Source organism: Polaromonas sp. YR568 (assembly GCF_943369675.1).
Lineage (GTDB): Bacteria > Pseudomonadota > Gammaproteobacteria > Burkholderiales > Burkholderiaceae_C > Polaromonas.
The window spans coordinates 43,883-70,357 of sequence record NZ_CALROB020000007.1 but is presented as its reverse complement, the minus strand read 5'-3'; the positions used below and the strand labels follow the sequence as shown (position 1 = coordinate 70,357).

The following is a 26,475-nucleotide window of genomic DNA, read 5'->3' as shown; positions in this document are numbered from 1 at the left end:
CGCATGCCAGTGAACCCTCCCGCCATTGCCGCGTCCCCAGAAATCGGGACAGACAGGCGTGCGCGGAATTTTTACCATCGGTCCGGTTTGTCCCCTGTGGCCTTGCGCCTTTTTCTCCCGCGAATCCTTTTCCGTCCATTTCCCTCCCGAAAGCCTTCCCCATGAAAAGCCACGCCAGCATGAACCGCATTTACCGCCTTGTCTGGAATGCCGCGCTCAGCCTGTGGGTTGCTGTCGCGGAAAACGCCAAGGGGCAAAGCAAGGGAGGCTCGGCGCGCAGCAGTGTGTTGTTTGCCTCCGCGCATGCGGGGGAAGGCGAGGGCGGCGATAGCGGAGGCTTCACGCTCAACGCCGCCTGCCGGGCCGCGGTGCTGATGCTGGCAGTGGGTGTGCATCACGCCCATGCGGCCGATGCCGCCAACGCCAGCGTGTCCGCGGGCGCTGCCAGCGTGGCCACCGTGGGCAACACCACCACCATCAACCAGAGCACCCAGCGCGCGGCGATTGACTGGACCAGCCTGTCTACGCGTGCCAACGAGGCGCTCGTCTTCAACCAGCCGAATGCCCAGGCCATTGCGCTGAACCGCATCACCGGCGCCAGCCCAAGCGAGCTGCTGGGCAGCCTCACGGCCAACGGCCAGGTGTTTATCCTGAACCCGAACGGTGTGCTGTTCGGCGCCGGTTCGCAAGTCAACGTAGGCGGCCTGGTGGCTTCGACGCTCAGCCTGAGCAATGCCGACTTCGAAGCCGGCAACTACAAATTCACGGGCTCGGGTGGTTCGGTGGTCAACCAGGGCACGCTGAACGCGGCGCCCGGCGGTTACCTGGCCCTGCTGGCGCCTGAGGTGCGCAATGAGGGCGTGATGACCGCCAGCCTGGGCACGGCGCTTCTCGCAGCCGGCAACAAGGTCACGCTGAACCTGGACAACGGCAGCCTGCTGGGCTACAGCATCGACCAGGGCGCCATCAACGCACTGGCCGAGAACAAGCAACTCATCAAAGCCGACGGTGGGCAAGTCCTCCTGTCAGCCAAGGCCATGGACAGCCTGACGACCGCCACCGTCAACAACACGGGCGTCATCGAAGCCAGGACATTGCAGAACAAGGCGGGCCGCATCATGTTGATGGGAGATATGGCAGCCGGCACGGTGAACGTGGGCGGCACGCTCGATGCTTCGGCCCCCGGTGGCGGCAACGGCGGTTTCATTGAGACCAGTGCCGCAAACGTCAATGTGGCAGCGGGTACACGCGTCACGACCAAGGCAGCCAGCGGCCAGAGCGGCACCTGGCTGATTGACCCGGTGGACTTCACCATTGCAGCGGGCAGCGCCGCGCAAACCACCTCTGGCATGGGCGCAGACACCCTGTCCACAGCGCTTGACGCAGGCAATGTCAGTATCGCGACGTCGGCCACCACCGCAGGCGCTGGCGACATCCATGTCAACAGCGACGTGAGCTGGTCAGCCAACCCAAGCACGCTGACGCTCACCGCACACCGCGACGTCAACTTCAACGCCAGCATCACCTATGCCGGCAGCGGCACCGCTGGCCTGACGGCCCTGGCGGGGCGCAACGTGGCGGTGGCCAGCAACAAGGCGATCGCCGCGACGGGCGCGGGCTCACTCGCTGTGGTGTTCAACAGCATGCGCACAGGCAGTCAGGCTGGTATCGCCATGGCCACAGGCTCATCCATCACCACCAACGGTGGGGATATCGTCTTTGGCGGCGGTGCGGACCCATTGACCGGCTTTACCACCACCTATGCCGACGGAATTACCCTGGACGGCGCCAGCTTGAGTTCAGGCGCAGGCGACATCAGCCTGCGCGGCAGCGGCCAGACTGTTGGTATTCGTTTGACGAATGGCGCGACCATCAGCAGCACCACAGGCGACGTGACCCTGACAGGATCCGGCCGGTTGGACAACAACCGCGGCGACGGGGTGTATCTTCAATCGGCAGGTACCGCGATTTCCACCACGGGCGGCAACATCAACATCACCGGTTCGGGTTTGGATGGCAGGAGTGGTGTGTACATCGACAGCGCCAGGGTGACGGCAGGCAACGCGGGCAGTATCAGCATCACCGGTAGCGACGCAGCCTCGGGCAGCGGCATTGTCATGGCCAACACCTATTCCAGCGCTCCGCTTATACAGACGGCTAACGGCAACATCACCCTCACAGGGCAAAGCGGTTCATATAGTGGCAACAGCGCTGCGCTGCATTTGGATGCAGGCAGTGTGACCTCAACAGGCACAGGTAATGTGCATTTGGCGGGTACCAATGTCGCGTGGACTCACTCGGCTGCAAACTACGGCACTTACATTGGCGGCCAGGTTCAAGTCACTTCAGGGGGCGGTGACGTGAGTGTCTACGGCACGGCAGGTGCGGGGGCTGGCAGCAGCATTGGTCTATGGCTTTCGCATTCCTCCAGGGTGGGCAGCTATGGCGCCGGCAATGTGCAGGTGGTGGGCGTGGGCGGTACGGGCGCGGGAGGCGGCGCTGGTATTGATGGCATCTATGCAACGATCATGTCATCAGGTGGAAACATTTCAGTGTCGGGAACCAGCAGTGGTACGGATGCGGCCAGCGTTGGCGCCAAGCTGCCTGCCTTCACCATCAGCAACAGCGGCACGGGCGCCATCAGGATCACTGGCGACGCCACACAGACCAGCGTCACCGGTAGTGCCCGCCCCGCGGGTATTGCCAACTTTTACGCCGGCGGTACCAGCGCCATCATTGGCGGGCCAGGATATGCGGGAGACATCACCATTGTGGCCAGCGCCAGCCCCGACCTGACGATCGACACGAGCGTCGTGCCCATCACCACCACAGGCCACATCACTTTTGAAACCGCACGGCCCGACATTGCCATGACCGTGCAGACGAATTCGGCATCCGACACCCAGGGCGACAGCTTTCAAATCAGCGCTCGTACCTTGAGCAGCGTGACTGCCGGGCACAGCGGCATCACCTTCGGCACCGGCACCAGCACCGCATCCCTGACGGTGGCCGGCCCTTCCAGCTTTACCGCACCGGTGACTCTGAAAAGCGGCACAGGCGGCATTGCCATCAACAACGACATCACCAGCACCAGCAGCCTTACGGTGGAAGCCACGGGTGGTGCGATCACTGCGCCAGCGAACATCAATGTGGCGATGTACAGGCAACTGGCGGGAACCTTCAGCCAGGTGGGCAGCACACTGCCCACGTTCAGTGCCACCGATTTCCGCGTGGACGGCGGTACGTTTATCAGGGCGCTGGGTGGTGATGGCTTGAGCGCAGGTTCAGCCTACCAGCTCACAGACGTGTACGGCCTGCAGGGCGCGGGTTCGACGGGCATGCTGAACAAACACTACAAACTGGCCAACGACATTGACGCGTCGGGCACTGCGGCATGGAATGGCGGTGCGGGCCTCACGCCGATTGGTGACAACACCACCCAATTTACCGGCACCTTCGACGGCGAGAACAAAACCATCAGTAATCTGACCATCAACCGCCCTGCGGAAGAAGCCACAGGTCTGTTTGGCCATATTGGCTATGGCGGCACGGTCAAAAAAGTGGGGTTGACCAATGTCAGCGTCATTGGCGACTACATTGTGGGCGGCCTGGCGGGTTACAACGAAGGGGCGATATCTGACAGCTATTCGACTGGCACAGTATCAGGCGGCATGTCTGTAGGGGGCCTGGTGGGTGACACCACTGACGTCGGCACTATCGTAGGCAGCTACTCTGCGGCTAATGTGTCAGGTGACTCCGGGGTCGGCGGCCTGGTCGGTAACAGCGGCGGGGCTATCTATGACAGCTATGCCACTGGCGCCGTTACTGGCAGCAATAGCTCCGGTGCTGTTGGTGGCTTGGTGGGCTCTTTAGGGTACTTCGGTTTTGTTAGCAGCAGTTACTCAAACGGTTCAGTCAGCGGTACCGGCGGTTTCATCGGGGGGTTGATCGGTCACAACCTTCCCGGACTGGGTTCTGTCAATAGCAGTTTCTGGGACACCGACACCTCTGGACAGGCAACGTCCGCAGGCGGCACAGGCAAAACCACGGCAGAAATGAAGCAGGCCAGCACCTTCAGCGGCTGGAGCATGGCCGCCACGGGTGGCAGCGGCAACGTCTGGCGCATTTATGAAGGCAACACCGGCCCGCTGCTGCGCGGCTTTTTAACCGCCTACAACCTGACGCCCGATTACGACGGAGGCGGCACGCCCATGAGCGCCATCGGCAGCTACAGCACGGCCGGTGCAGACATGAACAAACTGTTAGGCACGGCAGCGCCAGCAGACACGCTGACCCTGCGCAACACGGGTACGGCAGACGGCTACACCGCCACCTCGTCAGCCAGCGGCCACTACTCGCACCAGCAGGGGTATGACCTCACCGCCACCCGCACCATCGCCACACCGGGCAGCGCTGCAGGCGATGTGCGGCTCGACAACGACATCAGCTACAGCAGCGGGACGCTGGCGCTGGCAGCTGCCAACAACCTCGACCTGAACGGCAGAGCCATTGATGCCAGCAGCGGCATGTTGCACATCAGAAGCGGCACGTTGCAAATCAGCAGCGGCACAGCCATCAATGCGGGCGCCGTGAATGTCGATGTGTTCAACATGGCAGGTGGCACGTGGAGCCAGGTCGGCCCCGCGCCGGCGGCATTTGCAGCGCTTGACTTTGGCATCAGCGGCGGCACCTTTGTCAGGGCGTTGGGTGGTGATGGGACGCCCGGAAACGCTTACCAGCTCGCTGACGTCTACGGCCTGCAGGGCGCGGGCTCGGCGGGCATGCTGGACAAAAACTACACCCTGGCCAACAACATCGCGGCAGCAAGTACGATGGAATGGAACGGCGGCTTCAAGCCGATTGGCGACAACACCACCGGCTACAGCGGCACCTTCGACGGCAACAACAAAACCATCAACAACCTGCAGATCGTCCGCTCTGGTGAAGACCTTGTGGGTCTGTTTGGCAAACTTGACGCTGGCGGCTCGATCCTGAATGTGGGGATGGCCAACGCCGTGGTCGTCGGCTCTTCAAACGTTGGCGGTTTGGTGGGTTACTCCGAAGGCAGCATCAGCAACAGTTCCGTTTCAGGCTTTGTCTGGGGAATCAACATCACCGGCGGTTTGGTAGGTTACGCCGCAGGCAGCATCAGCAACAGCTACGCAAGTGGCAGCGTCAACGGCCATTTTAAGGTGGGCGGCCTGGCAGGCTACAACAACGGCAGCATCAGCAACAGCTACGCCACAGGCACGGCCGCAGGCAACGCTGATGTGGGAGGGCTGGTGGGGGTCAACGTCGGTGGCACGGTCACTGCCTCTTTCTGGCAGGACACAACGTCTGGCTTCGGTACCAATAGCGGCACGGTGGACGGCCTGTCGCGCGGCCTGAGCAGTGCCGAATTCACCAGCGCGGCTACCTACACGACCGCAGGCTGGAACGCCAGCAACGTGGGCGGTGACGGCACGGCCTGGCGCATCTACGAGGGCAACACCGGCCCGCTGCTGCGCAGCTTCATGGCCGGCTTGACGCTGGCTGACACCACGGTCACCTACAACGGCACCGCGCAACAGGGCGCGACGACCAACGACGTGCGCGTATTGGGCGGCAGCCACGCCAGTGGGCGCAATGCAGGTACACATGCGACGGGTTACTTCTCCGGCCAGCAGGGCGTGGACATCATTGGCGGTATGTTGACGATTGACAAGGCCGACCTGTCTCTGACCACGATGGACGTCACCAAGATCTACGACAGCGGCATGTCGGCTAACGGCACCGCCATTGTGACCGCCGGCACCACATTGCAAGGCAGCGACACCATGAGTGGCGGCACGTTCGCGTTCGCTGATAAAAACGCCGGTGCGGGTAACAAGATGGTCCACACCGGTGGGGTCACGGTCAATGACAACAACGGCGGGAATAACTACAACGTCAGCTATATCGACAATACGACCAGCACAATCAATCAGGCGACTTTGACCATCAGCGGCATCACCGCCAGCGACAGGACCTACAACGCCACCGATGTAGCCACGGTCGATACGACAGGCGCCAGCTACAACGGCCTGTTCACAGGCGATGTGGTGAACCTTGCCGCAACCGGTTTGTTCGTCAACAAGAATGTGGGCACAGGCAAGACGGTAAACCTGAGCAGCAGCTACAGCGGCGCTGATGCCGGCAACTACGCGATCACCGACCAGGTCACCACTACCGCCAGCATTAGCCAGGCCAGCCTGAGCATCGGCGGCATCACCGCCGGTGACAGGACCTACAACGCTACCGATGCAGCCACGGTCGATACGACAGGCGCCAGCTACAACGGCCTGTTCATGGGCGATGTGGTGAACGTTGCCGCAACCGGTTTGTTCGACAACAAGAATGTGGGCACAGGCAAGACGGTAAACCTGAGCAGCAGCTACAGCGGCGCTGATGCCGGCAACTACACGATCACCGACCAGGTCACCACTACCGCCAGCATCAGCCAGGCCAGCCTGAGCATCGGCGGCATCACCGCCGGTGACAGGACCTACAACGCTACCGATGCAGCCACGGTCGATACGACAGGCGCCAGCTACAACGGCCTGTTCATGGGCGATGTGGTGAACGTTGCGGCGACGGGTTTGTTCGACAACAAGAACGTGGGCACAGGCAAGACGGTAAACCTGAGCAGCAGCTACGGCGGCGCTGATGCCGGCAACTACGCGATCACCGACCAGGCCATCACCACCGCCAGCATCAGCCAGGCTAGCCTCACAGTGACGGCCAGCGGCATTAGCAAGGTCTATGACGGCACGACCACCGCCACGGTGGCCTACAGCGGCGGTTATGCCGGCGATGCGCTCAGCTTTACAGGCAGCGTCAACTTTGCCGACCAGAACGCCGGCCTGAACAAGGCCGTCAGCGCCACCGGTATCGCTGTGAACGGCGTTGACGCCGGCAACTACAACCTGCTGAATACCACTGCCACGACCACCGCCAGCATCACACCCAAGGTGCTGACGGTGACGGCGGCCGACGACGCCAAGAACTACGACGGCGTGGCCTACAGCGGCGGTGCGGGCGTGAGCTACAACGGCTTTGTAGCGGGTGATTCGCAATCCGACATCGGCGGCGCGCTGGCGTACGGCGGTTCGTCGCAGGGCGCCATTGCCGCAGGTCGCTATGTGATCACGCCGGGTGGGCTCCGCTCAATTTCGGGCAACTACACCCTGGGCTTCAACAGCGGCGCGCTGAGCATCGCGGCGCTGAATGCCAGCTCGGCCTCGCTGGGCGGCACGGCGCTTGTTGGCGCTTATGACGGTGCGATGCAGGCGGTGGCTGGTTTGGGCGGGTCGTCATCTGGCGGTGGTGGTGGCGGGTTCGGCGGCAGCGCTGATGCCATGGCCGGCGCGCTATCGGCTGCCGCGGCTGAGGCAGGCAATACCGGCGAAGAATAGGCCCACCCCCGTCCAGGCTCACTGCGTGTAGCCTGTTCCCCCCTCAAGGGGGCGGCGCCTGAGGCCCGGCAAAGCCGGTTCCTCGGCACCCACTGGTGAAAACCCCGCTGGTTACGCCCTGAACGCTTAAGCAAGCATGAGCCGCGGGACTGGCTTTGCCAGACCGCAGGCGGGCGGCCCCCCCGGGGGGCAGCGCATTACACGACGTGAAAAGCGTGGGGGCCTATAAGTCACGCAGCGTTGATGGCGTCCGACATCGACCGGAACAGCTGTTCGGGCACCACCGGCTTGTGCAGCAGGGGCACGTCGCTGGCCAGGGCTTCGCGCAGGCGGTCGGGTGCGGTGTCGCCGGTGATCATCAGGGCCGGCACGTCCTTGCCCAGCAGTGAGCGCAGGGCGGCGATGGCTTCGGCGCCGGTCTGGTTGCCGCGCAAGCGGTAGTCGCTGACGATGAGATCCGGCGCCTGCACTTTGGCAAGTTCCAGCGCCTCGCTGATGGAGCCGGCCGCCGCGACCGCGCACCCCCAGCTGCGCAGCAGTTGCGCCATGCCCGAGAGCACAGCCTCGTCGTCATCAATCACCAGCACCTGCAGGCCCGGCAGGCGGGTGGCGCGGGGCGGGTGCGAGACGGCATGGTCGGTGGCGGCGACGGCGCCTATCCACAGCGGGAGTTCCAGCCTGAAGACGGTGCCTTGCCCGGGCCTGGATGCCACCGAGAGTTTGTGGCCCAGGGCCCTGGCCAGTCCGTCGGCGATGGCCAGGCCCAGGCCGAGGCCCTTGCGCCGGTCGCGCTCCGGGTTGCCGAGCTGGTGGAACTCGCGAAAGATTTCCTGCTGGTTTTCAGGCGCTATGCCAATGCCGGTGTCCCAGACTTCCATTACCGTGCGCCCCTCGCGCCGGCGGAAGCCCACCAGCACGCCGCCCTTGCCGGTATAGCGGATGGCGTTGGACACGAGGTTGCGCAAGATCATTTCCACCATGGTCGCGTCCGAGTTGACGGCGATGGCGCATTCGCGCGAGCGGTACACGATGCCCTTGGCGTCGGCCAGCGGCGCGAGGTCGTTCTCGATCTTGTGCAGCAGCGGCTGCAGCAGGAAGGGCCGCACAAAGGGCTTGGCCACCCCGGCATCCACCCGCGAAAAATCCAGCAGCGTATTGAGCATCTCGCCCGACGCCAGGCAGGCCGAGCGCGCGCTGGCCAGCACCTCGCCTTGATGCGGTGTCAGGCCGGTGTGGCTGAGCACTTCAAGGAACAGGCCTTGCGCGTGAATCGGCTGGCGCAAATCGTGGCTGGCTGCGGCGAGAAATTTTGACTTGGCCATATTGGCCAGTTCAGCGTCGCGCCGGGCGGTTTCCGCAAGCTGTGTTTCCTGGCGCAGCTTTTCCAGCAGGCTCAGGTTCTCAAAGCGCAGTTCAATCGATTCGCGCGCCGTGCGGGAATTGTTCACGGCCTGCCCCACCATGATGACGACGTACAAACCCCCCGCCAGACCCACGGCCGTGTAGTCCTCTCCCCCCAGCAGCAGCATTTTGGTGGCCCCTGTCACCAACTGGAACAGCACAAAGACCATAAACACCGGGACAACGGGCGACAGCAGCGACATGCCTTGCGCGGCGACGCCGGCAAACAAGGCCAGGATGAAGATGCTGCCGACCATGGTGCTGCTGTCCAGTGATGCCCACAACAGCAAACCCCAGACAAAGCCGTTGCAGGCGTTGACGGCCATCAGCACGTAAACCAGGCGCCTGGCGTTTGCGGTATCGATGCCGCGCGCCAGTTGCCAGCGCGCATGCAGCCAGGTACCCAGCTTTGTCATGGCGGTCAGCACGCACCATGCGCCTATGACCCAGGTTCCTTCGGGGTCGCCCGCATCCGAAATCACCCAGAAGATCATGCCCACCAGAACAAACGTGGGGATGATGGACCTGGCCACGTGCTGGCACAGCAGGCGCACCTGCTCCACCAGGATGCGGTCTTCCGCCAGCCGCAGGATGCCCGGCTTGCTCAAGCCAGCAGCCCGGCGCCGCGCGCGGCAAAGATGGCCTGCGAGCGGCTTGAAGCGTTCAACAGGACCAGCACCGCCTGCACGTGGCCGCGCACGGTGAACTCCGACAGCTCCAGGCGGCGCGCGATCGCCTTGTTCGACAGGCCTTCGTTGACCAGCATCAGCACCTCGAACTGGCGCGGGGTCAGGCGCGGTTTGGGCGGCTCCGGTGCGGCTTGCGGGGTGTGTATGCCCAGCGCGTCATGAATCAGCGCAATGATTTTTTCGGCAGTGCCCGACTTGGAGAAAAACCCCGAGGCGCCTTTTGACATTGCAAGGCTGACGGTTTCATCGTCCGCGGCGGATGACAGCATGATCACCGGCACGTCCGGCCAGCGTTGCTTCAGCAGCACAAGCCCGTCCATGCCGCCCATGCCCTGCAACTGGATATCCAGCAGCACCAGCGAGGGTGCTTCCCCGCTCTGCGCCATGACTTGCTCAATCCCATCCGCTTTGGTGACCTTGACGCCCGGCAAGCCGGCTTCAAGCACCAGGCGCATGCCCGACTGGAAGAGGGCATGGTCGTCAATCAGCAGTATGCGCAGTTCAGCCATGGGGAATTAGACCACCGCTTCCATAGGCGGCGCGCCAGTCAATTTTGACTATAGCCAGCTACACCGCCCGCCAATACCATTTGTTACGTCGTTGGCATCGCTCTTTTCCCCGGCGAAGGACCGCTTGATTCTGACCTCACGGCTATCAGAAACCACCCCCTCCTGGATCCCCATGAAAAGCCACGCCAGCATGAACCGCATTTACCGTCTGGTGTGGAATGCCGCCTTGAACCTGTGGGTGGCGGTCGCTGAAAACGCCAAAGGGCGCGGCAAAAGCGGCTCGGCGCGGAACAAGGCCGCGCTGCTGATGCTGGTGCCGCTGGCGGGGCTCATGCACCAGGCCCGCGCGGCCGATGCGGCCAATGCGGCTGTCGTCTCCGGCGCCGGCACGGTCGCCACATCGGGGCAAATCACCACGATCAACCAGGCCACCCAGAAGCTGGCGATTGACTGGACCTCGCTTTCAACCCGCGCCAACGAGGCCTTGGTGTTCAACCAGCCGAATGCACAGGCGATTGCACTGAACCGCATCACCGGCAGCAGCCCTAGCGAGTTGCTGGGCAGCCTGACGGCGAATGGCCAGATATTCATCCTCAATCCCAATGGCGTGTTGTTTGGCGCCGGTTCACAGGTCAACGTTGGGGGGCTGGTCGCCTCGACCCTGAATCTGAGCAATGCCGACTTTGAGGCCGGCAACTACAAATTCTCGGGTTCAGGCGCCGGCTCCGTCGTGAACCAGGGCACGCTGAACGCAGGGCAGGGCGGTTACCTCGCCCTGCTGGCGCCGGAGGTGCGCAATGAAGGCGTGATGACGGCGTCGCTGGGAACGGCACTGCTGGCCGCCGGCAACAAGGTCACCCTCAACCTCGACAACGGCAGCCTGCTGGGCTACAGCATCGATGAAGGCGCGATCAAGGCGCTGGCGGAGAACAAGCAACTGATCAGAGCCGACGGCGGCCAGGTGCTGCTCTCGGCCAAGGCCATGAACAGCCTGACCACCGCCACGGTGAACAACACCGGCGTCATTGAAGCGCGCACCTTGCAGAACAAGGCCGGCCGCATCCTGCTGATGGGCGACATGGAACATGGCACGGTGAATGTCGGCGGCACGCTGGATGCGTCGGCGCCCACCGGCGGCGACGGCGGCTTCATCGAAACCAGCGCGGCTACTGTCAAGGTGGCCGAAGGTACAAAGGTACTGGCACTGGCAACAAACGGCACCACCGGAAAATGGCTGGTGGATCCCAAGGACTTCACGGTCGCGGCCACCGGCGGTGACATGACGGGCGCTACCCTGAGCGCCAATCTCGCCACGGCAGATGTCGAACTGCAAAGCAGCGGCGGCGGCACGGCGGGCAAGGGCGACATCAACATCAACGATGTGGTGAGCTGGAGCGCCAACACGCTGACACTGACGGCTGCGCACGACGTCAACGTCAATGCGGTCATGAGCGCAACCGGCAGCGCGGGCCTGGCCCTCAATACCAGCAAAGCCAACGGCGCTGATACGTCGATAGCCGGCGGCAAGGTCAATATGGCGCTCGGCGCCGGCGGTTTCACGGGCCGGGTGGACCTGGCGGAGGGAACGTCGCTCAGCATCAATGGCCAGGCCTACACCATCATCAACAGCCTGGGTGCCGAGGGCAGTACCACCGGAACCGACTTGCAGGGCATGAGCCTCAACGGAAGGTACGTGCTTGGCAGCAACATTGACGCCAGCGCCACCGCCACGTGGAATGGAGGGCTCGGTTTCCAGCCGATCGGCCCGGCTTACGCCACGCTCTTCACCGGTGCGTTCGACGGTTTGGGGCACACGGTCAATGGGCTGTTCATCGACCGGCCCACACAAGCCTACATCGGACTGTTCGGCGCTGTCCAGGCAACGGTACGAAACGCCGGCTTCACAGGCGGGCAGATCACTGGGGGCAGCGCGGTAGGCGGAGTGATCGGCCTGGCCACCTCGAGCAGCATCAGCAATCTCTTCAGCAGCAATACCGTGAGTTCAATGAATGACCCTAACGGCGCTGGCACCGGCGGCCTCATAGGTAGTACCGCGTTGACCACGGTCGTCAGCAACAGCTACACCACCGGCACGGTCACGGGATCCGGCGTTGCTGTGGGCGGGTTGGTCGGGAAAAATTCTGCAACGATTACCGATTCCTACGCTACCGGCCACATCTCAGGTAACCAGTGGATAGGTGGACTGACGGGTATGAACGGAGGTGTGATCATGCGCAGTTACGCCACCGGGATGGTCATGGGCCTCCGTGAGGTGGGAGGCCTGACAGGCGCCCAGACGGGAACCATCAGCGACAGCTACAGCATGAACCCCTCGGTCGGCGGTAACCGCAACGTTGGCGGCCTGATTGGCTATGCCTACGGCAACTCCCGCACCACGAACTCCTACAGCGCCGCCACGTACATCCTCGTAAGCAACGGCGTGGGCGGCGGGTTGATTGGCCAGATGGACGCAGGAAGCAGTGCAACCAACGTCTACAGCACCACTGACGTGCGGGGCACAAACGGCGCATTCGGCGGTCTGATTGGCGCCAATATCGGAACGATCACCAATGCATACAGCAGCGGCATGGTTCTCGGCCCTAATGCCGGCGGATTTGCGGGCGGCAACAGCGGAACGATCACCGGGAGCTACTGGAATACAGACACCTCCCTCCAGGCCAATGGCGTTTACTCTGGAGCAGGTGGTGCGACCGGCCTTTCCGCCGCGGGCATGAAAACTTCGTCAAGCTTTGCAGGCTGGAGCATCGCCAGCACCGGTGCAAGCTCTGCCGTCTGGCGCATTTACGAAGGCCAGACCGCGCCGCTGCTGCGAAGTTTCCTGACGGCCAAAGCCCTTGCCGACACCGCCGTCATTTACAACGGCGCGGCGCAAACCGGCGCATCGTTCGGTGCCATCGGTACCGCGTCCAGCGGCCGCAACGTGGGCACGTATGCCTCCGGCCTGTATTCAAACCAGCAGGGTTATGACTTCAGCGGCGGCTCACTGAGCATCACGCCCATGGCCGTCACGCTTGCCGCAATCTCGGTGAGCAAAACCTATGACGGCACCACCGGCGCCAATACAAGCGCCTACGTCGTCGGGCGCAGCGGCTTGTACGGGCCGGACACCCTGGCAGGTGGGACCTTCACCTTTGACGACAGGAATGCCGGCGCGGGCAAACTCGTTTACACCAGCGGCGTCACGGTCAATGACGGCAATGGCGGGGCCAATTACACGGTGACCTATGGCGTCAGCCAGGCCGGCACCATCACGCAGGCCGGGCTGACCGTCCAGGCCGCCGATGTCACAAAAACCTATGACGGCGGGCTGGGGGCAAACAGTTCCGTGGCCGTGGTGTCCGGCACCATCTTCACGGGCGATGTCCTGGATGGCGGCAGCTTTGCATTCGCGGACAAGAACGCCGGCACCGGTAAAACAGTCCTCACCAGCGGCGTGACCGTCAACGACGGGAACGGCGGCGGCAATTACAACATCACCTATGCCGCCAACACCAGCAGCACCATCACCCAGGCCAGCCTGGCGGTGATGGGTGTCACCGCGCAGGACAAGGTGTATGACGCCGGCCTCGCGGCAACGCTGGGCGGCACAGCGGCCCTGGCGGCAGCGCTGGGCAGCGATGTGGTCACCCTGTCCGGCACCGGTGCCGGCCTGTTCGTCGACAAGAACGCAGGCAACGGCAAGGCGGTCACGGTCACGGGCTTTACGCTCACCGGCGCCGATGCGCTGAACTACGCCATCGTCCAGCCGGCGTCGGTGACGGCCAACATCACCAAAGCCGACCTGGCGGTCACCGGGGTCATCGCGCAAGACAAGGTCTATGACACCGGCACGTCGGTCACGCTGGGCGGCACCGCAAGCGTGGCCGCCCTGGGCAGCGACCTTCTGAGCCTGAGCGGTGCCGGCGCGGGTGTGTTTGCCGACAAAAACGCGGGCACCGGCAAAGGCGTCACCGTCACGGGCTATACGCTTGCCGGCGTCGATGCCCTCAACTACAACCTGGTTCAGCCCACAGGTGTGACGGCCAACATCAGCCAGGCCAGCCTGGCGGTGACGGGCATCACGGCGCAAAGCAAGGTCTATGACACCAGCACCTCGGCCACACTGGGCGGCATGGCGACTGTGATGGCGCTGGGCAGCGACGCGGTATGGGTGGGGGGCACCGGCACGGGCGTCTTTGGCGACAAGAACGTGGGCACGGGCAAGGGTGTCACCGTCACAGGCTACACGCTGGGCGGCACCGATGCGGCCAACTACGCCATCGTCCAGCCGGCCTCGGTAACGGCCACCATCACCCAGGCCAACCTGGCGGTCACCGGCGTCACCGCGCAAAACAAGGTCTATGACACCACGACGTCGGCCGCGCTGGGCGGCACGGCGGTGGTGACGGCGCTGGGCAGCGACGTGTTGAGCGTGACCGGCACCGGCACGGGCGTCTTTGGCGACAAGAATGCGGGCAACGGGAAGGGCGTCACTGTCAACGGCTACACGCTCAGCGGCACCGATGCGCTGAACTACAACCTGGTCCAGCCGCAGGGTCTGTCGGCCAACATCAGCCAGGCCAGCCTGGCGGTGACGGGTGTGACGGCGCAAAACAAGGTCTATGACACCACGACGTCGGCCACGTTGGGTGGAAGCGCGGCGGTGGCGGCGTTGGGCAGCGACGTGGTGAACCTGAACGGCATTGGCGCAGGCGTCTTTGGCGACAAGAACGCCGGCACCGGCAAGGGTGTCATCGTTACGGGCTACACGCTCACCGGCACCGATGCGCTCAACTACACCCTGGTTCAACCCGCAGGTGTGACGGCCAACATCAGCCAGGCAACCTTGACGGTTACCGGTGTGACGGCACAAAACAAGGTGTATGACACCAGCACGTCGGCCACACTGGGCGGCACGGCGACTGTCATGGCGATGGGCAGCGACGTGGTATCGGTGGGTGGAACAGGCACAGGCGCTTTTGGTGACAAGAATGTGGGCATGGGCAAGGGTGTCACCGTCACGGGCTACACGCTGGGCGGCACGGATGCGCTGAACTACACCCTGCTTCAGCCCGCTTCGGTGGCGGCCAACATCAGCCAGGCGAGCCTGGCGGTGACGGGCGTCACGGCGCAGGACAAGGTTTATGACACCAGCACGTCGGCCACTTTGGGCGGCACGGCGGCAGTGGCGGCCTTGGGCGGTGACGTGGTGAACCTCGTCGGTACCGGCTCAGGTGTCTTTGCCGACAAAAACGCCGGTAGTGGCAAAGCAGTCACGGTCAGCGGCTACACGCTGAGCGGCACAGACGCCGCCAACTACGCCATCGTCCAGCCCACGGCGGTCACCGCCAACATCAGCCAGGCCAACCTGGCGGTGACGGGCGTCACGGCGCAAAACAAGGTCTATGACGGCAGCACCTCGGCCACGCTGGGCGGCACGGCCGGTGTGTCGGCGCTGGGCAGCGACGTGGTGAACGTGACCGGCGCCGGCGCTGGTGTCTTTGCCGACAAGAACGCCGCGTCGGGCAAGGGCGTTACGGTCACGGGCTTTACGCTCACCGGCACTGATGCACTGAACTACACCTTGGCTCAGCCGGCCGGGCTGGCAGCCACCATCACCAAGGCCGACCTGACAGTCACTGCCAGCGGCACCAACAAGGTCTACGACGGCAGCACCGCTGCCACCGTGAGCTACGGCGACAACCGGGTGGCGGGCGATGTGCTGGGCATTAGCGGTTCCGGCAGCTTTGCCGACAAAAACGCCGGCGCCGGCAAAGCGGTCAACGTCGGCGGAATCAGCCTGTCGGGCGCCGACGCCGGCAACTACAACCTGCTGAACACCACGGCCGGCACCACGGCCGACATCAACCGGGCCAGCCTGGCTGTCGTGGCCGGCGATGCCACCCGCATGGCGGACGGCACGGCTTACACGGGCGGCAACGGTGTGAGCTATGTGGGCCTGGTGGGCGGCGATACCGCTGCCGCGCTGGCGGGAAGCTTGTCTTATGGCGGTTCTTCACAGGGCGCCAGCACCGTCGGCAGCTACGACATCACGCCGGGCGGGCTCTCGGCCAATGGCAACTACAAGCTGCGGTTTGTGCCGGGCAGGCTGACACTCACGCCGGGCGGGGCCGAGTCGTCCGCGCTGGGCGGCACGGAGCTGGTGGGCGCTTACCGCGGCTCGCTCAATACCCTGGGCGCTTCCGGCCTCTTGCCGAGCGTGTCGGTTGACGACGGCAAGGGCACTGGTGGCGGTGATGGCGCGGCCACGGCCCTGAATGCAGCCGCGGCGGATGCCGCCGGGGAGTAAGTTCGAGAGATGCTGGGCTCAAAGCATCTTCGGCAAAACTTCAAGCGCCGCTAGCCCCCATCCCAGCCTTCCCCCAGCGGGGGAAGGAGTAAATCCAGACCCTCCGCGCTATCGCAGGGCTCCATTCTTGCTCCCTCCCCCGCTGGGGGAGGGCGGGGGTGGGGGCCAGCGGCGCTCAAAACACCCCTCGGCGAAACTTCAATCGCCGCCAGCCCCCATCCCAACCTTTCCCCAGCGGGGGAAGGAGTACATGCCACTCTTTCTCCCACCATAAGCACCCGCAGCGTTGCATTTGTAATGTGGCGCCCATGGGCGAACCGTCCCAAACGGCATACGATCGCGGGCAGGCAAGGAGAGAAACTCATGAAAAGCCACGCCAGCATCAACCGCATTTACCGGCTCGTCTGGAGTCCGGTTTCCAGTTGTTGTGTGGCCGCCGCCTGCCTTGCGTCGCAGGCGCGGGCTGCCGATGCAGTGAATGCGACGGTGTCGGCCGGTGCGGCCAGTGTCGCAACCGTGGGCAACACCACCACCATCAATCAAAGCAGCCAGCGCGCGGCGATTGACTGGACAAGCTTGTCGACGCGCGCCAACGAAGCGCTTGTCTTCAACCAGCCCAATGCATTCGCGATTGCGCTGAACCGCATCACCGGCAGCAGTGCCAGTGAACTGCTCGGAAGCCTCACCGCCAACGGCCAGGTGTTTATCCTGAACCCCAACGGCGTGCTGTTTGGCGCGGGCTCGCAAGTGAACGTCGGTGGCCTTGTCGCTTCGACTTTGAGCATGAGCAATGCCGACTTCATGGCTGGCCGCCATGTATTCACCGGTTCGGGCGGATCGGTCGTCAACCAGGGCAATTTGAACGCGGGGCAGGGCGGCTACCTCGCGTTGCTGGCGCCCGAGGTGCGCAATGAAGGCGTGATGACGGCCTCGCTGGGAACGGCCTTGCTCGCCGCCGGCAACAAGGTGACGCTGAACCTGGACAACGGTTCACTGCTGGGCTACAGCATCGACCAGGGCGCGATCAACGCGCTGGCGGAGAACAAGCACCTGATCCAGGCCAACGGCGGGCAAGTGCTGCTCTCGGCCAAAGCCATGGACAGCCTGACCACGGCCACCGTCAACAACACAGGCATCATCGAAGCCAAAACCCTCCAGAACCAGGCCGGCCGCATCCTGCTGATGGGCGACATGGACAGCGGCACGGTCAACGTCGCCGGCACACTGGACGCATCGGCACCCAACGGCGGCAACGGCGGTTTTATTGAAACCAGCGCGGCCCACGTCCAGGTGGCCGACGGCGCCGTCATCACCACGCTGGCGGCCAACGGAAACCACGGCACCTGGCTGATAGACCCGACCGACTTCACCATTGCCGCGGGCGGCGGCGGGCCGACCGGCAGCGGCATAGGCGCGACCACACTGGGCAACAACCTCAACCTGGGCAACGTCGCACTGGCCACCAACAACGCGGGCGGCAGCGATGCCGGCGATATCCACGTGAACGCGGCCGTCACCTGGAACGCCGGCACCACGCTGACCCTGAGCGCCTGGCGCAACATCAACATCAACGCCTCCATCACCTCGCAGCATGCCAACGGCAAGCTGGCGCTGGAATACGGTCTGGGCGCGCTGAACGCGGGCAACACGGCGAGCTACAACGTGCGCGCGCCGGTCAACCTGCGGGCCGGCGACAACTTCAGCACCAAACTGGGCAGCGACGGCGCGACCGAGCCCTACAGGGTCATCACCAGCCTGGGCGCGGCGGGCAGCACCAGCAGCACCGACCTGCAGGGCATCAACGGCGACCTGGTCCGCAACTACGTGCTGGGCGCCGACATCGACGCCGGCGACACGGTGAACTGGAACGCCGGGGCGGGTTTTGACCCGCTGGGCGGCATCGGGGCGTTTGCCGTTTTTGAAGGCCGCTTCGACGGCCTCAATCACAAGATCAGCAATCTTTTCATCAACCGGCCGGGCGACAACTTCGTGGGCCTGTTCGGTATCGCGGAAAGCACCAGCATCCGCAACCTCGGGCTGGTGGGCGGCAGCATCACCGGCGACAACGTCGTCGGCGCCATCGCGGGGCAGGGCTGCTGCACCACCTTCACCAACGTCTACAGCACGGCGGCGGTGCGCGGCAACCAGGAGGTCGGCGGCCTGGTGGGTGAACTGAGCGACGGCAACATCATCGACTCGTATGCCACCGGCGCCGTGACGGGCACGGACCAGGTGGGCGGCCTGGTCGGCTTGTCGATTTTCGGCACCATCACGCGCGCCTACAGCAGCGGCCTCGTCAGCTCCACCGGCAGCGCGGGCGGCCTGGTCGGCGAAGAGTTTGGGCCCAGCGTGGCGACCGACAGCTACTGGAACATCACCACCTCAGGCCAGGCCACCAGCGCGCTGGGCGTCGGCAAGACCAGCGCCCAGATGATGCAGGCGGCCACCTTCAGCGGCTGGGACATGGCCACGCAGGGCGGCTCCACGGCCGTGTGGCGCATCTATGAGGGCCAGACCGCGCCGCTGCTGCGCGGCTTCATGTTGCTGCTTACGCTGCCCGACACCAGCGTGGCCTTCAACGGCGCGCAGCAGTCGGGTGCCAGCGCGGCGGGCGTCACGGCCGCCAGCGGCAGCAGCATCGGCAGCTACTTTGCGTGGTCGGGCCAGGAGGGCTATGACATCACGGGCGGCCGGCTGGTGATACGGCCCGTGGGTCCGGCGCCAACACCCACGCCTTCACCCGCACCCACGCCCGCCTTCATGGACGACGAGGCCTACCGCAGCGCCATGGTCTACCTGGCGGGCGTGGGCCGGTCCGCCAACGCGCAGCCGCGCCCAGGCCCGGATGCCTTGGCCGATGCGCTGTCCGCCGCGGCGGCGGAAGCGGGCAGCGAGGGCGAGCGATAGCGGCCACCAGCGCCGCCAAGGGCAGTTCCTATTCGCTCCAGGCGGTGTTGTCCAGCGAAATTTGCAGCGTCTTGTCGCTCAAACGGACTACACGCTCCATCGCTTCGGGAGTGTGGAAATACAGCCACTCTGGGTAACATCAAGACCGGTAGACAACGTCTTCGCGCCCGTGAAAAATCCCGGCGCTCCCAGCCTTTTTGCCGGCATTTGACGGATGGCCACGCGCCACCCGCCGGCCCTCCGTGAAAGCCCTCCATGAAGAGCCATGCCAGCATGAACCGCATCTACCGCCTTGTCTGGAATGATGCGTTAAACCTGTGGGTGGCGGTGGCGGAAAACGCCAAAGGCGCCGGTAAGGGCGGCTCGTCACGCTCCAGCGTCACGGTGGCGGACGCCGGCGAGTCATCGGGCGGTGGTTTTACCCTGCGTGCCAGTTGTCGCGCGGCGCTGGCCTTGCTGGCCTCGCTGCTGCTGGTGCCGTTTCAGGTGCAGGCGGCGGACGCCGCCAACGCGACGGTGAGCGCGGGCGCAGCCAGCGTCAACACGGTGGGCAACACCACCACCATTAACCAGGCCAGCCAGCGCGCGGCGATTGATTGGACGAGTTTGTCAACCCGGGCCAACGAGTCACTGGTCTTTAACCAGCCGAATGCGCAGGCGATTGCGCTGAACCGCATCACCGGCAGCAGCCCGAGTGAGTTGCTGGGCAGCCTGACGGCCAACGGCCAGGTCTTTGTCCTGAACCCCAACGGCGTGCTGTTTGGCGCAGGCTCGCAGGTCAATGTGGGCGGCCTGGTCGCCTCGACCTTGAACATGAGCAATGCCGACTTCATGGCCGGCAACCACGTGTTCAGCAACAACGGCGCGGGTGGAACAAGTGGCTCTGTGGTCAATCAGGGCACGTTGACAGCGGCTCCAGGCGGCTACTTGGCCTTGCTGGCGCCGGAAGTGCGCAACGAGGGCGTGATGACCGCCAGCCTGGGAACCGCCTTGCTCGCGGCCGGCAACAAGGTCACCCTCAACCTCGACAACGGCAGCCTGCTCGGCTACAGCATCGATCAGGGTGCGATCAATGCGCTGGCGGAGAATAAACAACTGCTCAAAGCCGACGGGGGCCAGGTGCTCCTCGGCGCGAAAGCGCTGGACAGCCTGACCACGGCGACGGTGAACAATTCCGGCATTATTGAAGCGAAGACCATCGCCAAAAAGGCCGGCCGCATCCTGCTGATGGGCGACATGCAGACGGGTACGGTCAATGTGGCGGGTACGCTCGATGCCTCTGCCCCCGATGGCGGCAACGGCGGGTTCATCGAAACCAGTGCCGCCAATGTGAACGTTGCGGCCGGCACGCGGGTCACGACCAAGGCAACAGATGGCCAAAGCGGCACCTGGTTGATCGACCCGGTGGACTTCACCATCGCGGCAGGCAACGCGGCGCAGACCCCATCGGGAATGGGCGCGAGCACTTTGTCCGCCGCACTCGACCTGGGCAACGTGAGCATTGCGACTGACGGATCAACGGCTGGCAATGGCGACATCAACGTCAACAGCGCGGTCAGTTGGTCGGCAAACCCCGGCACCTTGACCTTGACAGCGCACCGCGACATCAACTTCAACGCCAATGTGACGTATTCCGGCACTGGGGCGGCGGGCTTGACTGCGCAAGCCGCGCGTAACATCGCCGTGGGTGCGGGTGTGGCAGTTGCCTCCACCGGCACGGGTTCTCTGTCGGTGGTGTTAGGTGGCCCGACGGCGGGAAGTACGGCCGGCGGTGTCATCAGCCTGGGCAGTGGTTCATCAGTTGCCAGTAACGGCGGTGACATCGCCTTCAGGGGCAATTCGATGGTGCTGTCGGGTGCGAACGTGGCGGCAAATGGAGGCAACATTGCCATGGCGGCGGCGGGAACCAGCGACACGCATTCGCTCGAAATTGTCAACAGCGGCGGCACGCAATCCACGGTCAGCACCACCGGCGCGGGCACCATCACCCTGAGCGGCAACCTGACAGGCGGCGGCGCCATCGCGGTCGCCGATGTCAATGTAGGCTATGCCGGCGGCGTGGTGCTGACCAACTCCAGCGTCACCGGCGGCACTGGCGCCATCACGATCACCGGCAACGCGACCGCCTCGAACGGCGGCCAGGCCGAGCGCGGCTTTTACCTGGGCCCAGGCGGCCGGGTCAGCGGCGCCGGCGACATCACCGTGACGGGCACGGTCAGCGGCAGCCAGGCCATTGCGCCTACCGGCAAGCCCAGCAGCATGGGCGGCGAGATGCACAACGGCGGGTCGGTGACCAGCACGGGCGGCAACGTGACGCTGTCGGGCACGATGACCAACCAGGCGCATCTTGACGGCGCCGGCCTGTCGATTGAGGGCAGGGTGGAGTCCGGCGCGGCCGGCAAGATCACGCTCACCGGCAGCGCCACCTCCGGCGCGGGCCTGTCTACCGGCGGCCCGTCCCTCATCATCGCCGGAACGGGCGGGCTGGACATCACCGGCACGGTGGGCGCTTCCAGCCCTGCCACCGACCTCACCGGCGTGCGGCTGGCCGGCGCCGCGAGATCGACGGGCAATATTGCGGTCACCGGCAATGCCCTGTCTTCCAGCGCCACCAACGTGCGGGCGCTCAGCCTGGAGGCCGGCAGGCTGGATGCCACGGGCATGGCGGCCATCTCCCTCACCGGCTCCGGCGTTCCTTTGGCTGCGACCTCCGCCTCTTACGACGTCAACGTGGCGGGCACCATGGTCAGCACGCAAGGCGGGCAGATCACCTTGGCTGGTGACCGGATGAATATCGGCAGCAGTGTCAATTCATTCTCCGGCAAGACGGTGGTGACAAGCACCACAGCGGGCCGGGGCATCGCCCTTGGCGGCGCGGCCGGCAACGACGCCAACGCGCTCACCCTGACCAATGCCGAGCTCGCCAACATCACGGCGGGGGGGCTGCAGGTGGGCGGCGGCGCCTACAGCGGCAACATTACTGTTGGCGGCTCGGGCTCGCCCACCACGGTCAACAGAGTTCTCAGCCTGCTGACCACCGGCAACATCACGCAGGGCTCTGGCGCCTTGGCCGTGGACAAACTCAATGCGGTCGGCGCCAGCGTTGCCCTGACCCATGCCGACAACTGGATCGACGAGGTGAGCGGCCGGTCTACCGCCGGCAGCTTTGCCGTGACCAGCAGCAAGGCGTCCCCGCTCACGGTCGGCACAGTGGACGGTGTCGTCGGCATCAACTCCGGCACCAATGCCACCACCATTACCAACGTGAACGGCGGCATTGCGCAAACCCAGGCGATTGTGGCCGCAAGCCTCAGCGCCACAGCCAGAGGCAACATCGACCTCGGCGCGGCCAACCAGGCGGGTAGCTACAACCTGACGACCAACGGCACGACAGGCGATATCAGCCTGGCGACGGCGGGGGCGCTGAACACCAGCAACGTCACCATCACCACCGACGCGGGCTCGGCGCAGACGGTCAGCCTCTCGTCGGGTCTGGACCTCACCGTGGGCGGCGCCTTCGGCAACAGCCAGGACCATTTAAAACTCACGTCCACTGGCGGCAATGTCGCCATCAACGGCGCCGTGACGGCCGACCGGCTCACGCTGGGCACCGCCGGAACCGCCACACAGACGCAAGCCATCACCGCCAACGGCCTGGAACTGCTGGGCACCGGAACCCACACGCTGAACCACGCCTCGAACAACGTGTCTTTGCTGGCCGGCAACACCGGCAATGTCGACTATTCGCAGGCCGGAACGCTCTACATCGCCAACGTCAACACCTTGGGCCTGACGGCCAGCGGCAAGGTGCTGGTGCGCACCACGGGTGCCACCAGCGACATCAACATCGCCAGCACCGTGACTTCCGGCAGCGCCGCCAGCGACTCGCTGGTGCTGGCGGCGGGGCGCAACTTCATCATCAACGCCGGTGCCACGCCGCTGAACCCGGGCGCGGGGCGCTACCTGCTGTATTCGACCGACCCGGCGGCCAACACCTTCTACAACTTTTTCTCCCCCGGCAACGCTTTCGGCCGCACCTACGCCGCCAACGCACCCACCGATGCCTCCATGACCTCGATATTGGGCAACCGCATGGTCTACAGCATCACACCGGTGCTCACCATCACGGGTGACAACAAGTTCAAGGTCTACGGCTGGGCCGACCCGACCCAGACCTATGTCGTGCACTCGGGCCTCGAGGCGGGCGATACGATGGCCAGCGTGTTGTCGGGCGCGCTGGGCGGGCCGACCGGCGCTGCCGCTTCCGCAGGCACGCATGCCATCACGCAGGGCACGCTGGCCGCGGGCCTGGGTTACAGCATCGCCTATACCAACGGCACGCTGACGGTGGACAAAGCCACCTTGACCGCGTCGGGCACGGTCGCGAACAACAAAACCTATGACGGCAATGCCACGGTGGTCCTGAGCAATGTGGGCTCGCTGGCAGGCCTGGCCTACGGCGAAGACCTGACCCTGAACACCAGCGCCCACTTCCTTGACGTGAACGCCGGCAGCAGGACTGTGGCCATCACCTACGCCCTGGCCGACGGCGCCACCGGGCTGGCCGGCAACTACCAGCTGTCCAGCTCAAGCGGGGTAAGCTCTGCCACCATCGACAAGGCGGTCGTGACGGTCAGCGGCGTGGCGGCCGACAACAAGACCTACAACGGCAATGCCAACGCAAGTCTGAGCAACACCGGCACCCTGCAGGGCATGGTGGCGGGCGAGTCCCTGACGCTGGCCTTGTTTGGCGCGACTTTTGCCGACGCCAATGCCGGCATCGGCAAGACCGTGACAGCCAGCTACGGGCTCGGCGACGGCGTGGGCGGCCAGGCCTCCAACTACCAGTTGGCCGCGCCCGTGACCACCACGGCCAACATCGACAAGGCGACACTCACCGTGACCGGTGTAGTGGCCGACAACAAGACCTACGACGGCAATGCGACCGCCACATTGAGCAACACCGGCACGCTGAACGGCCTGGTGGGGACCGAAGCACTGGTGCTCAACCTGGCCGGCGCCACCTTTGACGACAAAAACGCCGGCACCGGCAAAACCGTCACGTCGACCTACACCCTGGGCAATTGGGCGGGCGCCCTGGCTTCCAACTACCAGCTGGCGTCAACGCCCGTGACCGCCACGGCCAACATTAACGCGCGCGCGATCACTGTCACCGCGACCACCGCCAACAAGACCTATGACGGCAACACGTCCAGCACCACCGCGCTGGCCAGCGCGGGTGTGTTGGCGGGCGACACGGTCAACTTCAGCGGCACGGCGCTCTTTGCCGGCAAGGACGCCGGCACCGGCAAGGCCGTCAACGTCACGGGCATAGGCGCCACCGGCGGCGATGCCGGCAACTACACATTCAACGCCACGGCCACCGCCACGGCCGATATCGACAAAGCCACAGTGACGGTCACCGGCCTGGCGGCCGATAACAAAACGTATGACGGCAACGCCACGGCCACCCTGGGCAACATCGGCACGCTGACGGGAACGATGGCGGGCGAGTCCCTGACGCTGACGTCGACGGGCGCCACGTTCTCTGACGCGAACGCCGCCATCGGCAAAACCGTGACGGCCACCTACACCTTGGGCGACGGCGCGGGCGGCCTGGCCGCCAACTACCAGTTTGCGGCGCCTGTGACGACCACGGCCAACATCGACAAGGCCACGCTCACCGTCACCGGCGTCGTGGCCGGCAACAAGACCTACAACGGCAATGCGACGGCCACCTTGAGCAACGCCGGCACGCTGAACGGCATGGTGGGGGGCGAAGCGCTGGTGCTCAACCTGGCCGGCGCCACCTTTGACAACAAAGACGCCGGCATCGGCAAAACCGTGACCTCCACGTACACGCTGGCCAATGGAGTGGGTGGGTTGGCTTCCAACTACCAGCTGGCGGCAGCGCCCGTGACCGCCACCGCCAACATCGACAAGGCTACGCTCACTGTGACTGGCGTGGTGGCCGACAACAAGACCTACGACGGGACAACGGCGGCCACCTTGAGCAACGCCGGCACGCTGAATGGCATGGTCGGTGGCGAAGCGCTGGTGTTGAACGTGGCCGGCGCAAGCTTTGACAACAAAGACGCCGGCACCGGTAAAACCGTGATGTCCACCTACACACTGGCCGATGGCGCGGGCGGCCTGGCGGCCAACTACCAGCTGGCGGCGGCGCCGGTGACCACCACGGCCAACATCGGCAAGGCGACGCTCACCGTCACCGGCGTGGTGGCCGACAACAAAACCTACAACGGCAACACCACGGCGACCCTGGGCAACATGGGCACCCTGACGGGCACGATGGCGGGCGAGGCCTTGACGCTGACGTCGACAGGCGCCACCTTCTCTGACGCGAACGCCGCCATCGGCAAAACCGTGACGGCCACATACACCTTGGGCGACGGCGCGGGCGGCCTGGCCGCCAACTACCAGTTTGCGGCGCCCGTGACGACCACGGCCAACATCGACAAGGCCACGCTCACCGTCACCGGCGTCGTGGCTGACAACAAGACCTATGACGGGACTGCGGCGGCCACCTTGAGCAGCGCCGGCACGTTGAACGGCATGGTTGGCGGCGAAGCGCTGGTGCTCAACCTGGCCGGCGCCACCTTTGACAGCAAAGACGCCGGCATCGGCAAAACCGTGACCTCCACGTACACGCTGGCCGATGGCGCGGGCGGCCTGGCCGGCAACTACCAGCTGGCGGCGCCCGTGACCACCTCGGCCAACGTCGGCAAGGCCGCGCTGACCGTGAAGGCCAACAACGACAGCCGGGTCGCCGGCGGCGCGGCCTACACCGGCGGCAACGGCGTGACCTACAGCGGCTTTGTGGCCGGTGAAACGTCGGCGGTGCTGGGTGGCGCGCCGGCCTACGGCGGCAATTCGCAAGGCGCAAGCACAGCCGGCAACTACGCCATCATGGCAGGCGGCTACAGCAGCGGCAACTACACCCTGTCCTACCTGGACGGCACGCTAGTCCTCACGCCTGCACCTGTGGTGCCGGGTGGTGGAGGCGCAGTTCTACCCACTGGCCCCGGCATTTCGGCAAGCGACGCCTATCTCAGCGCGATGTACCACGTGGCGGGTGTTGGCGGGTCTGGCGGTGGCGGTGGCAGCGGTGGTGGTGTGTCGGGCGGGGGAGAAAACCCCAGCGACGCACTGAAGGCGGCCGCCGCCGAAGCTGGCAATACGGACGAGGGCGAGTAAAAGCTTTTTGA

At 64.8% G+C, this 26,475-nt stretch carries 6 protein-coding genes; 4 read left to right on the top strand and 2 right to left on the bottom strand.

From position 1 onward, the window contains the following. The first annotated feature begins 161 nt into the window (after window positions 1-161). Window positions 162-7,433 carry a YDG domain-containing protein gene (locus ACLV8F_RS05180; protein WP_411883179.1) on the top strand — a complete coding sequence of 2,424 codons (7,272 nt, stop codon included), beginning with the start codon at window positions 162-164 and terminating at the stop codon, window positions 7,431-7,433. A 230-nt stretch (window positions 7,434-7,663) separates the two neighbouring features. On the opposite strand, the gene ACLV8F_RS05175 is transcribed toward ACLV8F_RS05180, so the two are convergent. Both ACLV8F_RS05175 and ACLV8F_RS05170 read right to left on the bottom strand, forming a co-directional pair. Next, window positions 7,664-9,442 carry a hybrid sensor histidine kinase/response regulator gene (locus tag ACLV8F_RS05175; protein ID WP_411883178.1) on the bottom strand — a complete coding sequence of 593 codons (1,779 nt, stop codon included), beginning with the start codon at window positions 9,440-9,442 and terminating at the stop codon, window positions 7,664-7,666. Beyond that, window positions 9,439-10,032 (bottom strand): response regulator, encoded by a 594-nt coding sequence (locus ACLV8F_RS05170; protein ID WP_411883177.1) that lies wholly within the window; start codon window positions 10,030-10,032, stop codon window positions 9,439-9,441. The genes ACLV8F_RS05175 and ACLV8F_RS05170 overlap by 4 nt, the downstream gene beginning before the upstream one ends. 172 nt (window positions 10,033-10,204) lie before the next feature. Here ACLV8F_RS05170 and ACLV8F_RS05165 point away from each other — a divergent pair, with 172 nt between their 5' ends. The 3 genes from ACLV8F_RS05165 (at window position 10,205) to ACLV8F_RS05155 (ending at window position 26,464) form a co-directional block, all read left to right on the top strand. Next, on the top strand, window positions 10,205-16,342 hold the full coding sequence (locus tag ACLV8F_RS05165; protein WP_411883176.1) for a YDG domain-containing protein: 6,138 nt from the start codon (window positions 10,205-10,207) through the stop codon (window positions 16,340-16,342). 363 nt (window positions 16,343-16,705) lie between these two features. Further along, window positions 16,706-19,249 (top strand): filamentous hemagglutinin N-terminal domain-containing protein, encoded by a 2,544-nt coding sequence (locus tag ACLV8F_RS05160; protein ID WP_411883175.1) that lies wholly within the window; start codon window positions 16,706-16,708, stop codon window positions 19,247-19,249. Between the two features lie 255 nt (window positions 19,250-19,504). Then, window positions 19,505-26,464: a YDG domain-containing protein gene (locus ACLV8F_RS05155; protein ID WP_411883174.1), complete on the top strand. Its 6,960-nt coding sequence runs from the start codon at window positions 19,505-19,507 to the stop codon at window positions 26,462-26,464. Window positions 26,465-26,475 lie beyond the last annotated feature (11 nt).

What these genes read in the sequence shown, in the direction of transcription:
- ACLV8F_RS05180 (WP_411883179.1), top strand. Translation starts at nt 162, where the DNA reads ATGAAAAGCCACGCCAGCATGAACCGCATTTACCGCCTTGTCTGGAAT.
- ACLV8F_RS05170 (WP_411883177.1), bottom strand. Translation starts at nt 10,032, where the DNA reads ATGGCTGAACTGCGCATACTGCTGATTGACGACCATGCCCTCTTCCAG.
- ACLV8F_RS05165 (WP_411883176.1), top strand. Translation starts at nt 10,205, where the DNA reads ATGAAAAGCCACGCCAGCATGAACCGCATTTACCGTCTGGTGTGGAAT.
- ACLV8F_RS05160 (WP_411883175.1), top strand. Translation starts at nt 16,706, where the DNA reads ATGAAAAGCCACGCCAGCATCAACCGCATTTACCGGCTCGTCTGGAGT.
- ACLV8F_RS05155 (WP_411883174.1), top strand. Translation starts at nt 19,505, where the DNA reads ATGAAGAGCCATGCCAGCATGAACCGCATCTACCGCCTTGTCTGGAAT.